Annotated in this window: 11 protein-coding genes; 8 read left to right on the top strand and 3 right to left on the bottom strand. The window is 71.9% G+C overall.

Annotated elements, in window-relative coordinates; genetic code table 11:
- Positions 1–62 precede the first annotated feature (62 nt).
- Together DVK05_RS05550 and DVK05_RS05545 are read left to right on the top strand one after the other, a co-directional pair.
- The gene (locus tag DVK05_RS05550) at positions 63–677 is read left to right on the top strand and encodes a hypothetical protein (RefSeq protein WP_121562379.1); all 615 of its coding nucleotides are present in this window, start codon (positions 63–65) and stop codon (positions 675–677) included.
- A 93-nt stretch (positions 678–770) separates the two neighbouring features.
- Positions 771–1574 (top strand): CPBP family intramembrane glutamic endopeptidase, encoded by an 804-nt coding sequence (locus DVK05_RS05545; protein WP_121562378.1) that lies wholly within the window; start codon positions 771–773, stop codon positions 1572–1574.
- Positions 1575–1603: 29 nt separating this feature from the next.
- On the opposite strand, the gene DVK05_RS05540 is transcribed toward DVK05_RS05545, so the two are convergent.
- Positions 1604–3130 (bottom strand): carboxypeptidase M32, encoded by a 1527-nt coding sequence (locus tag DVK05_RS05540; protein ID WP_121562377.1) that lies wholly within the window; start codon positions 3128–3130, stop codon positions 1604–1606.
- A gap of 145 nt (positions 3131–3275) precedes the next feature.
- Between DVK05_RS05540 and DVK05_RS05535 the strand changes: the two genes are divergently transcribed.
- The 3 genes from DVK05_RS05535 (at position 3276) to hflX (ending at position 6218) form a co-directional block, all read left to right on the top strand.
- The gene (locus DVK05_RS05535; RefSeq protein ID WP_121562376.1) at positions 3276–4322 is read left to right on the top strand and encodes a low specificity L-threonine aldolase; all 1047 of its coding nucleotides are present in this window, start codon (positions 3276–3278) and stop codon (positions 4320–4322) included.
- A 190-nt stretch (positions 4323–4512) separates the two neighbouring features.
- A complete protein-coding gene (locus DVK05_RS05530; protein ID WP_121562375.1) occupies positions 4513–4869 on the top strand; it encodes a DUF2209 family protein in 357 nt (118 codons plus the stop codon).
- On the top strand, positions 4866–6218 hold the full coding sequence (gene hflX / locus DVK05_RS05525) for a GTPase HflX (RefSeq protein WP_121562374.1): 1353 nt from the start codon (positions 4866–4868) through the stop codon (positions 6216–6218). Before DVK05_RS05530 ends, hflX begins: the two co-directional genes overlap by 4 nt.
- Positions 6219–6278: 60 nt before the next feature.
- Here the strand turns inward: hflX and DVK05_RS05520 are convergent, their stop codons facing one another.
- Both DVK05_RS05520 and sfnG read right to left on the bottom strand, forming a co-directional pair.
- Complete coding sequence (locus DVK05_RS05520) at positions 6279–6878, bottom strand: NADPH-dependent FMN reductase (RefSeq protein ID WP_121562373.1); 600 nt, start codon at positions 6876–6878, stop codon at positions 6279–6281.
- The gene (gene sfnG / locus DVK05_RS05515; protein ID WP_121562372.1) at positions 6875–8023 is read right to left on the bottom strand and encodes a dimethylsulfone monooxygenase SfnG; all 1149 of its coding nucleotides are present in this window, start codon (positions 8021–8023) and stop codon (positions 6875–6877) included. The genes DVK05_RS05520 and sfnG overlap by 4 nt, the downstream gene beginning before the upstream one ends.
- A 251-nt stretch (positions 8024–8274) precedes the next feature.
- Between sfnG and acs the strand changes: the two genes are divergently transcribed.
- From acs to DVK05_RS05500, 3 genes are all read left to right on the top strand, one after another.
- Positions 8275–10236 (top strand): acetate--CoA ligase, encoded by a 1962-nt coding sequence (acs, locus tag DVK05_RS05510; protein ID WP_121562371.1) that lies wholly within the window; start codon positions 8275–8277, stop codon positions 10234–10236.
- A gap of 68 nt (positions 10237–10304) precedes the next feature.
- Positions 10305–10544, top strand: coding sequence for a DUF2061 domain-containing protein (locus DVK05_RS05505; protein WP_121562370.1), 240 nt, complete (start codon positions 10305–10307; stop codon positions 10542–10544).
- 159 nt (positions 10545–10703) lie between these two features.
- Positions 10704–12491: a bacterio-opsin activator domain-containing protein gene (locus DVK05_RS05500; protein ID WP_121562369.1), complete on the top strand. Its 1788-nt coding sequence runs from the start codon at positions 10704–10706 to the stop codon at positions 12489–12491.
- Positions 12492–12536: the final 45 nt, after the last annotated feature.

The following is a 12536-nucleotide window of genomic DNA, read 5'->3' as shown; positions in this document are numbered from 1 at the left end:
AGTCCCGCGGCCGGAATCGTATCGACCACAAATCATTTTCCGTCGACATGTGATCTTACCCCATGGCAGTTGCTAACGAGGGAAACCGTCGCGTCGCCGAACAGGGATTCATCGATCGGGTTCAACACCTCGCGGACGCCGCGAACCCGGCGTTCGCGGCCGGGAGCCTCCTCGTGCCGCTGGCCTTCTTCGCCGCGAGCCTCGCGTTGGGAAGCACCGAACTGCTCTTCTACACGCACGTCGCGGCCGGCGCGGTGTGGTTCGGGTTCGCGCTCATCTTCCCCGCGGTCATCGGCCCGACGCTCGGCGGCCTCGACGAGGCGGCCGCGGCCGCGGTGAACAGGACACTGATCCCGAAGGCGGTGTTCTTCCTCGTCGGCTTCTCGCTGACGACGGTGCTGTCGGGGACGGTCCTGTTGACGCCCGATATCGGGCTCGGGTACGGCTTCGGCGGGACGTGGTCGGGGCTCGCGCTCGGCGTCGGGTGGGGCCTGTTCGCGTTCGGGCTGGCGGTCCCGCACCGACTCCACCTCAGCGCGTACTACGAGACAGTCTCGCCCGACCCGGACGCCGACCGACTGGAATCTATCGAGAAGAAGAACCTCGTCGTCGGGCTGTTCGAGGGCGCCGCGATGCTCGCGCTGATCGTCCTGATGACCGGGTTCCGACTCGGATAGCGGGACGACGCGACCCGCGGTGTGTCGCGGCCGGGGTCGCACCCGCTGTCCCGCGGCCAAACCGTTATCTCGTCGTCGGGCGTCGGTCCGAGCATGTCCTCGACACCCCGCTCGTCCCTCCGGGCTCGGTTCGGCGTCGCGCTCCTGGCCGGCCTCCCCGGCGTCGCCGCGCTCGTGTGGTACGTCTACCGCACGACCCCGCCGGCCGCCGTCCCGCCGGGGCTGTCCCGCCCGCTCCTCGCGCTCCTCACCGGGCTCAACCCGTTCCTGCTGCTCGTCGTTGCGTGTCTGATCGGCGCCTACGCGGCCCCGCGGGCTGGCCTGCGCTCGCACCTCCTCGACCGCGCGGGCGGCGAGGCCGGGGCGCTCGGTCGGGTCCGCGGCGAGGCCGGACTCGCGGTAGCGGTCGGCGTCGCCGGGAGCCTGGTCGTGATCGCGCTCGACGTCGCGCTGGCGCCGCTCGTCGCGCGCGACCTGCCGGGGTCGGCGATCGGCGCGGGGCGGCCGACGGTCGTCGACGTGCTCGCGTACGCGCCGGTCCGGTTCCTCTACGGCGGGATCACGGAGGAACTGCTGCTCCGGTTCGGGCTCATGTCCGCGCTCGCGCTCGGCGGGTGGGTCCTCGCCGGCCGCCGGGGCGACGCGCCCGGACCGGGAGTCATGTGGGCCGCGATCGGGGTCTCGGCGGTGCTGTTCGGCGTCGGTCACCTCCCGGCGCTGGCGCAGACGGTGGGGCTGACGCCGGCGCTCGTCGCGCGGACCGTCCTGTTGAACGCGGTCGCCGGGGTCGCGTTCGGGTGGCTCTACTGGCGGCGCAGCCTCGAGGCGGCGATGGTCGCGCACGCGGCGTTCCACGTGCCGCTCGTGGCGCTGTCGCTGGTTCAGGTGCTCTCGTAAAAACGGGGACGGGCGGCCTGCCTCCCGGTTCAGATCCCGTACAGCTCGCCGTACTTCTCGTCGACGTAATCGAGGAAGGCGTCGGCCGAGAAGTCCTCGCCGGTCGCGCGCTTCACGAGCTCGTTCGTCTCGTAGCGGGAGCCGTGCCGGTGGACGTTCTCGCCGAGCCAGTCGTGGAGGTCGCCGAACTCGCCGTCGGCGATCTTGGCGTCGAGGTCGTCGATGTCCGCCTCGGCGGCCTCGAACAGCTGGGCGGCCATCACGGAGCCGAGCGAGTAGGTGGGGAAGTAGCCGAAGTTGCCGTGGCTCCAGTGGATGTCCTGGAGGCAGCCCTCGCTGTCGGTGTCGGGGCGGATGCCGAGGTACTCCTCGTACTTGTCGTTCCAGACCTCGGGCACGTCCTCGACGTCGAGGTCGCCGCGGATCAGGTCGCGCTCGATCTCGAACCGGATCACGATGTGGAGGTGGTAGGTGAGCTCGTCGGCCTCGACGCGGATGAGGTTGTCCTCGTACACCTGGTTGAACGCCTCGTAGGCGTCCCGGACCGTCGCCTCCTCGGTCTGCGGGAAGTGCTCCTGGAAGACGGGGAGGAACTCCTCCCAGAACGCCTCGCTGCGCCCGACGTGGTTCTCCCAGAGGCGTGACTGCGACTCGTGGACGGAGAGGTCGCGCGACTCGCCCAGCGGCGTGCCGAAGTGCTCCTGCGGGAGCCCGAGGTTGTACTGGGCGTGGCCGAACTCGTGGATGGTCGAGCCGACCGCGCCGAGCGGGTCCTCCTCGTCGAACCGGGTCGTCACGCGGCAGTCGAACTGGTTGCCCGACGTGAACGGGTGCGAGGAGACGTCGAGGCGGCCGCGGTCGAAGTCGTAGCCGACGAGTTCGAGCGCGTCGCGGGAGAGCGCCTCCTGCTCGTCCTCCGAGAAGGTGCCCTCGAAGGTGTCGACCGCGAGCTCCACGTCGGACTCGCGGATGTCCTCGATCATCGGGACGAGCGCCTCGCGGAGCTCGGTGAGGATCGACTCCGCGCGCTCCATCGAGAGGCACGGCTCGAACTCCTCGAAGAGGACCTCGTAGGGGTCGCGGTCGGGGTCGATGTGCTCGGCGTACTCGCGTTTCAGCTCGACGTGCTTCTCCAGGTACGGCGCGAACTCGTCGAAGTCGTCCTCGGCCTTCGCCTCCTCCCACGCCTGGAGCGCCTCGGAGCCGGTCTCGGATATCTCCTCGACCAGTTCGACCGGGACGGCGTCGGCGCGCTCGTACTCGCGGCGGACCTCGCGGACGACCGCCTCCTGCTCGTCGGTGAGGTCGGCGTCGTCGAGCTCGTCGAGCAGCTCGCCCGTCTCGTCGTCGGTTACCATGTCGTGGTGGACGGAGGAGAGCGCCGACAGCTGCTTCGAGCGCGCGGGCGTGCCGCCCTCGGGCATCATCACCTGCTGGTCCCAGCCGAGGACGCCGGAGGCGCTGCCGACCGCGTTCCACCGCTCGACGCGGTCGAGGAGGGCGTCGTAGGCGTCCGGTGCGTTCGCTGCGTCGTCTGGCGCGGCTTCCGTTGCCATACGTCACGGATCGGCCGCACACGTTAAGAAGGGACCGAACTCGGAACCCCTCGCTCGCCGCGCGGAGCCGCCGGAATTCCCTCTCGCCGAGCGCGTTCGCCGAGCGCGGGATATATGCCCGCCGCCGCGGTAGGGCGGGTAACGGATGTCCGACGACGATTTCATCGACCTGCGGTCCGACACCGTCACGAAGCCCTCGGCCGAGATGCGCGAGGCGGCAGCGACCGCCGAGGTCGGCGACGACGTGTACCGCGACGACCCGACGGTCAACGAGCTCGAACGGCGCGCGGCCGAGGCGGTCGGCACCGAGGCCGCGCTGTACGTCCCCTCCGGGACGATGGCGAACCAGATCGCGGTCCACGCCCACACGGAGCCGGGCCAGGAGCTCCTCTTGGAGCGCGAGTCGCACATCTACCGCTGGGAGCTGGCCGGCGCCGCCAAGCTCTCGGGCGTCCAGACGCGGACGATCGACGCCGGCGAGCGCTGCGTCCCGACCCCGGACGCGGTCCGCGAGGGGCTCGTCGACGAGGACCTCCACCGCCCCGGGACGGGCCTGCTCTCCCTAGAGAACACCCACAACTACCGCGGCGGGGTCGCGGTCCCGGTCGAGCGGATCGAAGACGCGGCCGAGGTCGCCCGCGAGGCCGACGTGCCGGTCCACCTCGACGGCGCGCGCGTGTTCAACGCCGCGGTCGCGCTCGGCGTCGACGCGAGCGAGGTCGTCGCCCCCGTCGACAGCGTCACCTTCTGTCTCTCGAAGGGGCTCGGCGCGCCGGTCGGGTCGATCCTCGCCGGCGACGAGGCGTTCGTCGAGGACGCCCGCCGCGTCCGCAAGCTGTTCGGCGGCGGGATGCGACAGGCGGGCATGATCGCCGCGCCCGCGCTCCGCGCGCTGGAGAACGTCGACCGCCTCGCCGAGGACCACGCCAACGCGGAGCGGCTCGCGGCCGGGCTGGACGCGCTCGACGGCGTCGAGGCGCCCGCGCCCGACACCAACATCGTCGTCGCGAACACGGAGGCGGCCGGGATCCCGGCCGAGTCGCTCTACGCGGCCTGTAAGGAGGCCGGCGTCGGCTGCGTCGAGTTCGACGACTACGCGACGCGGTTCACCACCCACCTCGACGTCGACGAGGCGGACGTGGACGAGGCGATCGACCGGATCGCGGCCGTCGTCGACGAGCTGCGGGCGTAACGGGCCGCCGCCTCCGCCGACGCGGATCGCCGGCCCCGCCGACGCGGGTCGACGGCCCCGTTCGGGGCCCGCACGGAAACGTTCAATTCGGCGGGCGACCTACGGCGGATCATGGACGCACGAGCAGCCGCCCCGCGAAGCCGAGCCGGTCGAACCGTGGTGAACGGCGCCCGCCCCTGAGGTCGTCGGCGTGGACATCAGCGGCCGCCACGAGGAGGACGGCGAGTACCTGATGGTCGCGGCCGCGGTCCACGCGCGGATCGACTCCTCGCGGATCCGGTCGGTCGAGGGGATGGGCTTCGCCGCGGCGCGCGAGGGCCCGACGCTGGAGGCGACCGTCGCGCTCGCCGCGGAGGCGGTCGGCGACCTCCCGACGCCGCCGGAGGGGCCGGTCGTCGCCGAAGGCGGCGAGTTCTACGAGGAGCCGGCGGACCGCGTCGGGCTGAGCTTCCAGCCCGAGTTTAAATACGTCGAGAGCATAGGCGAGCGCGAGACAGTGCAGGCAGCACACCACGCCGCGTACGCCGCCCGCGACCTCCTCCGATGAGCGGGGGCGCCGGGAACGCGGACGGCGAGGCCGAGGCGCCGACCGGGAGCCGCCGCGCGGTCGTCGCGAAGCGCGTCGACTCGGGCGAGGCCGACCTCGCGGAGATATCGCAGCTCGCGGCCGCCGCGGGGTACGAGGTGGCCGGCGAGCTGACCCAGACGCGCACCGAGGACGCCGCGTTCATGTTCGGCGAGGGGAAGGTCGCGGAGCTGCGCGACCTGGTCCGCCGGACCGACGCCGAGGCGGTCATCGTCGACAACGACGTGGGGCCGTACCAGACGTTCAACATCGGCGGGGAGCTCCCCGAGGGCGTCGAGGTCGTCGACCGGTTCACGCTCATCCTGGAGATATTCGGCCAGCGCGCCAACACCCGGAAGGCGCAGCTCCAGGTCGAGCTCGCGGAGCTCCGCTACGAGCTGCCGCGCGCGGAGGCGAAGGCGAGCCTCGCGAAGCGCGACGAGCGCCCCGGGTTCATGGGGCTCGGCGAGTACGACGAGAGCGTCGAGCGCGACATCAAACGGCAGATCTCGGAGATCCGCGACGAGCTCGAATCGATCGCGGAGAAAGAGGAGGCGCGCCGCGAGCAGCGCCGCGACTCCGGCTTCGAGCTGGTCGCGCTCGCCGGGTACACCAACGCCGGGAAGTCGACGCTGATGCGCCGGCTCGCCGACGAGCTGGCGGTCGACGAGAACGACGACCGACACCGCGACCTCGACACCACCGCCGAGTCGCAGGACATGCTGTTCACGACGCTCGGCACCACGACCCGCCGGGCCGAGATGGAGAAGCGCGACGTTCTCCTCACCGACACGGTCGGGTTCATCTCGGACCTGCCCCACTGGCTGGTCGAGTCCTTCGAGTCGACGCTCGACTCCGTCTACCGGGCCGACCTCGTGCTGCTCGTCGTCGACGCGAGCGAGCCGGTCGCGGAGATGCGCGAGAAGCTCGTCACGAGCCACGACACCCTCTACGAGCGCAACGAGGCGCCGGTCGTCACCGTGTTCAACAAGGTCGACCGGCTGGCGCCCGGCGAGCTGGCGGAGAAGCGCGGCGCGCTCTCGGGCGTGGCGCCGGACCCGATCGCCGTCTCAGCGAAGACGGGGGCCGGCGTCGCCGAGCTCCGGGACCGCGTCGAGGACGAACTGCCGGACTGGGAGCGCGAGCGGCTCGTGCTCCCCGTCTCCGACGACGCGATGAGCCTCGTCTCGTGGGTCCACGACCACGGGTACGTCGCCGAGGAGACGTACGCGGGCGACCAGGTGACCGTCGACTTCGAGGCGAAGCCCTCGATCGTCGCCCGCGCCCGGGCGAAGGCGGCCGAGATCTCGGCGCCGCCCGAATCGGCGTAATAGGTCGCCTCGAAGGCGCGACTGGGGCCGGTCCGCGGCGAAGCAGTGGGGATCCCCGGCTCAGAACTGCGGGCCGAGCGACCCGAGCGCGTCGCTCTCCGCGATCGTCCGCGCGAGGTCGACGGTCGCGCCCCCGAGGGTCTCCAGCCGCGCGCGGACGGCCTCGTCCGCCACCTCACGGGACTCGAAGTCGTCGTCGCTCGCGTACGCACCGCCGACGACGTGTGCGCCGAAGAAGGCGAAGACGGGTCGGAGCTCCTGATCGACCGCGAGGTAGTGGTGATCCGTCGCGCCGGTGGCGACGAGCGCGACCGCAGCGTCTTCGAACGGCGCGACGTCGGCCTGCCACATGCCGCGCGGGACCATGTCGAGCAGGTTCTTCAGCGCCCCGGAGTAGGAGCCCCGGTAGACCGGAGTGCCGACGACGTAGGCGTCGGCCGCGACGATCCGCTCGAGCGCGGCCGCGGTGTCGCCCTCGTATTCGTCGAGCCCGCGTCCGTCCGCGGTGACGAGGTCGTACTCCGCGAGGTGGAGCACCTCGGTCTCGACCCCGTCACCCGCCGCTTCGGCCGCTTCGAGCGCGGTCTCCACCGCGCTCCGGGTCTTCGACTCGGCCGAGACGCTGCCCGCGATCCCGAGGACGGTGGTCGCGTCGGTCACCGCGCCACCTGCGCCCCGGCGATCTCTTCGACCTCGTCGCCCCCTTCGATGTCGTCGACGTCGAGCGGCTCCGCCTCCTCGACCCGCGGGATGATCGTCTCGCCGAACCGCTCCAGTTCCTCGTCGTAGTGGAGGAACCCGGCGAGCACGATGTCGATCCCGATCGCGTCGAGCTTCCGGATCCGCTCGACGATCTGGTCGTCGATCCCGATGAGTCCGGTCTTGAACCCGTCGTTGTACTGGACTAAGTCCTCCACGTCGGAGTCGGCCCACATCCCCTCGCCCTCGGCGGACGACTGCCCGGCCTGTTTCACCTGTTCTTTGAACGCCTCGACCGCCTCGTCGGTCGCGTTCTCGATGATCCCCTCCAGCGTCTCCTTCGCCGCGGCCTCGGTATCGCGCTGGATGACGAAGGCGTTCGCCGCGAACCGCGGCGGCTCCGTGTCGAACTCCGCGGCGTACTCCTCGACGTCTTCGATCACGGCGCGGATCTCCTGGAGGCTCCCGCCGTTGATGAACAGCACGTCGGCGTTGCGCGCGGCCATCTTCCGGGCCGCCTGCGAGTTGCCGCCCTGGAACACCTGCGGGTACGGCTCTTGGACCGGCTTCGGCTCGAGCGGCGCCCCCTCGAAGCCGTCGATGTCGCGGCCGATCGTGTAGAACCGACCGTCGTAGGTGGCGCGCTCCTCCGTCCACAGCGCCTTCATCGCCTCGATGAACTCCTCGGAGCGGGCGTACCGCTCGTCGTGAGCGAGCCACGACTGGCCGAACCCGGTGAACTCGCCTTTGAACCAGCCGGACACGACGTTGATCGAGAAGCGGCCGTCGCTGATGCGGTCGGCGGTCGCGATGAAGTTCGCCAGCGGGCCGGGCTCCCACAGCCCGGGGTGGACGGCGCCGATGACGTGGAGGGTCTCGGTCTGGGCCGCCAGCGCGTTCGCGGTCGACAGCGCCTCCAACTGACGGTCGGCCCCGTAGCTCCCGAAGAAACGGGCCTGCGCGAGCGCGTATTCGAAGCCGACCTCCTCCGCCGTCCGCGCCAAGTCCAGGTTGTACTCGTACGTCCAGTCGGTGTCCATCTCCCAGTCGGAGACGACCAGCCCGCCGCTGACGTTCGGTACCCAGTAGGCAAACTCGGTGTCCATACACCCCATCCGGTCGGTCTACTGGTAAGCGGCCGCGTAGTGGCGAGTCATGGCGTTGCTCCCCGGAGACGGCAATGGTTGACGCTCTCTCGGATCCGCGAGAAAAACGGGATCCGCCGCCGGCCCGCAATGGCGCCCCCGTCGTTCCACTCGACAGGGAGCCGATCACCTCCGCGAGGCGAGTGCGCAATTGTCCTCAGCCGGCGGGGATCCGGACAAAGTATACATTCCTTGGATTGCGAAATACTGTCATGGACGACGGCGGAGTCGACGGGTGGCGAGCGTTCGGGGGTGCGGGCGACGACGCCGTCCCGCCGCCGGCCGACTTCCGGACCGAGGCCGCCGCGAGCGACCCCTCGGTGTACGAGCGGTTCGAGCGGGAGGGCCCCGAGGCGTGGCGCGAGGCGGCCGACCTCCTGACGTGGGACCGGGAGTACGACGCCGTGCTCGACGACTCCGAGCCGCCCTTCTACGAGTGGTTCACGGGCGGCCAGTTGAACGCGTCGGCGAACTGCGTCGACCGCCACCTCGACGACCGCCGGAACCAGCTCGCGATCCGGTGGTTCGGGAAGCGGGGCGAGCGGCGGTCGTACACCTACCTCGACCTCCACCGCGAGGTGAACGCGCTCGCGGCCGGCCTCCGCGACCTCGGCGTCGAGGAGGACGACGTGGTCACGCTGTACCTGCCGATGATCCCGGAGCTACCGATCGCGATGCTGGCGTGCGCGCGCATCGGCGCGCCGCACAACGTCGTCTTCGCGGGGCTGTCCGCGGAGGCGCTCGCGACGCGGATCGACGCCGCCGACTCCGAGTACCTGATCACCTGCGACGGCTACTACCGCCGCGAGGACGCCTTCAACCAGAAGTCGAAGGCGAACAACGCCCGGATCCGCGCCGAGAGCGAGCTGTCGGCCGCGGTCGTGGTCGACCGCCTCGGGGACGAACTCGCCGTCTCGCTGGGCGACGACGAGCACGAGTACGACGCGCTGGTGGCGGACCACGACGGCGAGACGGTCGAGCCCGTGGCCCGCGACGCGACCGACCTGCTGTTCGTGATGTACACCTCGGGCACGACCGGGCGGCCGAAGGGGGTCGAACACGCGACGGGCGGGTACCTCGCGCACGTCGCGTGGACGACGCGGACCGTCTTGGACGTGCGTCCGGACGACACCTACTGGTGCGCGGCCGACATCGGCTGGATCACGGGCCACTCCTACGGGGTGTACGGCCCCCTCGCGACCGGGACGACCACCGTGCTGTACGAGGGGTCGCCCGACTACCCGGACCGGGACCGCGTCTGGGACCTGATCGAGCGCAACGCGGTGAGCGTCTTCTACACCTCGCCGACCGCGATCCGGTCGTTCATGAAGTGGGGCGCGGAGTACCCCGAGTCCCACGACCTCTCGTCGATCCGCCTGCTCGGCACGGTCGGCGAGTCGATCACGCCGAAGGCGTGGCGCTGGTACCGCGAACACGTCGGCGGCGGGGACGCCCCGGTCGTTGACACCTGGTGGCAGACCGAGACCGGCGCCATCGCGCTCGCCACGCTGCCCGGGGTCACGCCCATGAAGCCGGGGAAGGTCGGCCCCCCGCTGCCGGGGATCGACGCCCGCGTCGTCGACGAGGACGGCGACCCGGTCGACCCCGGCGAGTCGGGCTACCTCACCATCGCCTCGCCGTGGCCCGGCATGCTGCGCGGGCTCCGCGAGGGCGACGAGCGCTACCTGCGCGAGTACTGGCTGAACGGCGAGGACGGCTGGCGCTACCGCACCGGCGACGGCGCGACCGTCGACGAGGACGGCTACGTCACGATCCTCGGGCGCGTCGACGACGTGATCAACGTCCGGGCGCAGCGGTTCAACACGGGCGAGCTCGAGGCGGCCATCGTCGACGCCGAGGGCGTGACCGAGGCGGCGGTCGTCGGCGACGACGACGGGCGGATCGTCGCGTACGTGACGACGAAGAGCGGCGTCGAGCCCGGCGAGCGCCTGCGCGACGCCATCGCCGACCGGCTCGCGAGCGCCGTCGGCGACGTGGCCCGCCCGGACCGGATCGTGTTCACCCCGGAGCTCCCCAAGACGCGCTCCGGGAAGATCATGCGGCGGCTACTGGAGGACATCGCCCGCGGGGAGGAGTTCGGCGACGTGAGCGCGCTCCGCAACCCGGAGGTCGTGGGGGAGATCGAGTCGACCGTCCGAGAGACGAGAAACTGATAGCGGTTTCTCTTTTCTCGCTGTGAAGCGTGTTGTGGTTACTTGACGGTGGGGGCCGTATCGAGGGTATGGGAACGAACGTCTTCGCGGCGGACGCGATCCACGCCCGTCGCCGCGCGGTGGTCAAGACGCTGTGCTACCGGGCGCTGATGGTGACGATCACGGTCGCGGTCGCGTGGCTCGTCGTCGGCGACGTCGGTCAGGCGGCGAGCATCGGCTTCGTGACGAACGCCGTAAAGACGCTCACGTACTACGGCTACGAGCGCCTGTGGGACCACGTCGCCTGGGGCGCGAGTCCGTCCGGGTGACCGGCGAGTGGGGTTTCGTCTACCGAGCGTGAGCCGAAACGGCCGGTCAGGCTCCCCGGGCGACTAGCGCGGAGCTTACGACTGAGTGGACCGAACGACTCTCTAAAGCTCGGTATCCGGAACAGTTTTGTTTCGGCTGCTTGTTGAGTTCCGAAACGAATGGCCGACGGCCTCGACGCGGACGCTTACGACGCGCTCGTCACCGCCGCGGAGACGTATCGCGCGGCGCTCGTCGTCAGGCTGGCGGGCGAGGCCGGCCTCCGGACCGAGGAGATCACCCGCGTCGCCCCGCGGCACCTGCGCGAGCCGGACTCGGTCGCGGGCGCGCGCCTCCTCGCGGTGCCCGCGGCGGACGGCGACGAGGGCGGGGACGCCGGGTCGACCGCGTTCGGCGGGGAACCGATCGACCGCGAGACCGTGGTGCCGGCGTCGCTGGCCGCTGACCTCGACCGGTACGCGACGAGCGAGGGGCTCGCCGACGACGAGCCGTACGTCGACGTCTCGCCGCGGCGCGTCCAGATGATCGTGCGCGAGACCGCGGCGCGGGCGGCGGGGCTCACCGACGGCGCGGTCGACGAGCGGGTCACCCCGAGCGCCCTCCGGAAGACGTTCGCCCGGCGCCAGCTCGTCGACCGCGGCGTCGACCCGCGGGCCGTCCGCGACGCCGGCGGCTGGGAGTCGCTCGGCACCCTCGACCCGTACCTCGACCCGCTCGACGGGGAGGCGCTCGCGGCCGCCATGGCCGGCGAGAGGGGTTCCGGCGACGCGTCCGAGGAGCGGGGCGGAACGACCGCGCTCCCGGGGTTCGAGGCGCTCGCAGACCCGGGGTCGGCGGCCCCCGCCGCGGCCGTCGTCGAGGGGCTGGCCGACGCCGACCGCTGGGCCGAGGCGTGGGTCGTCCGCCGCGCGGCCGGCGGCGGGCGGGCCGACGTGACCGACGCGGCCGGCGTCGACCGCGAGGCGCTCGCGGACCGCGGCGTCGCGGCCGCCGGTCCGTGGCTGGACGCCGTCACGGACGGCGCGCCGGCGACGACCGACGGCCGCCAGGAGACCGACGGGCGGCCCGCGGTCGCGGTGCCGGCGGCCTTCGAGGGCGCGGTTCACGGCGCGCTCTGCGCCGTCGCGGCCGACGGCGACGCGGTCGACGAGTCGGAGCGCCGCGCGCTCGCCGCGCTCGGCGGCTGCCTCGGCCGCGCGATCACCGCGGAGCGGTGGCGGGAGCTGCTCCACTCCGACGCGGTCACCGAGGTCGAGTTCCACACCGGCGACGACGGGGCGTTCCTCGCCCGGGCGAGCGACCGCCTCGGCTGCCGGATCGAGCTGGCCTCGACGGTCGACGTCGACGACGACGTGTCCCGCGCGTACCTCTCCGTCGAGGGGGCCCGGCCGCAGGACGTCGCGACGGTCGTCGAGGCGTCGCCCGGCGTCTCCGACTTCCGGGTGATCGAGACCCGGGAGGACGGCTGTTCGGCGTCGATCCGGCTCGCGGACGGGTCGCTGGTCAGGTCGCTCGTCGACCACGGCGCGACCGTGCGCGACGCGTCCGCCGCCGAGGGGCGGGTCCGCGTCGTCGCGGACTTCCCCGAGGGGACGAACGTGCGTCCAGTCGCGGACGGGCTCCGCGACCGGTTCGCGGACGTCAGGCTCGCGAGCAAGGAGTCGGTCGCGCGCTCGCCGCGCACGGAGTCGGCGCTGCGGGACGGGGTCGCCGACCGCTTCACCGACCGCCAGTGGGCGGCGCTGTCGGCGGCGTACCACGGCGGCTACTTCGACTGGCCGCGCGGGAGCACGGCCGAGGAGGTGGCCGACGCGATGGGCGTCTCGTCGCCGACGTTCCACAACCACCTCCGGAAGGCCCAGCGGGCGCTCCTCGACGGCGTCTTCGAGGACGAGGCCGACCGCCCGACACGGAGGGACGACGGGCGGTCGACCCCGCCCGGCGAGTGAGCGGTCGGTGTCCGGGTCGCGAGCGGGTTCGACCGGTCGAGCCCC

Origin of the sequence: Halorubrum sp. Atlit-8R, assembly GCF_003666025.1 — an archaeon.
In the GTDB taxonomy this organism is placed as follows: Archaea; Halobacteriota; Halobacteria; order Halobacteriales; family Haloferacaceae; genus Halorubrum; species Halorubrum salinarum.
The sequence above is the reverse complement of the archived record's forward strand: the minus strand, read 5'-3'. Positions and strand labels throughout refer to the sequence as shown.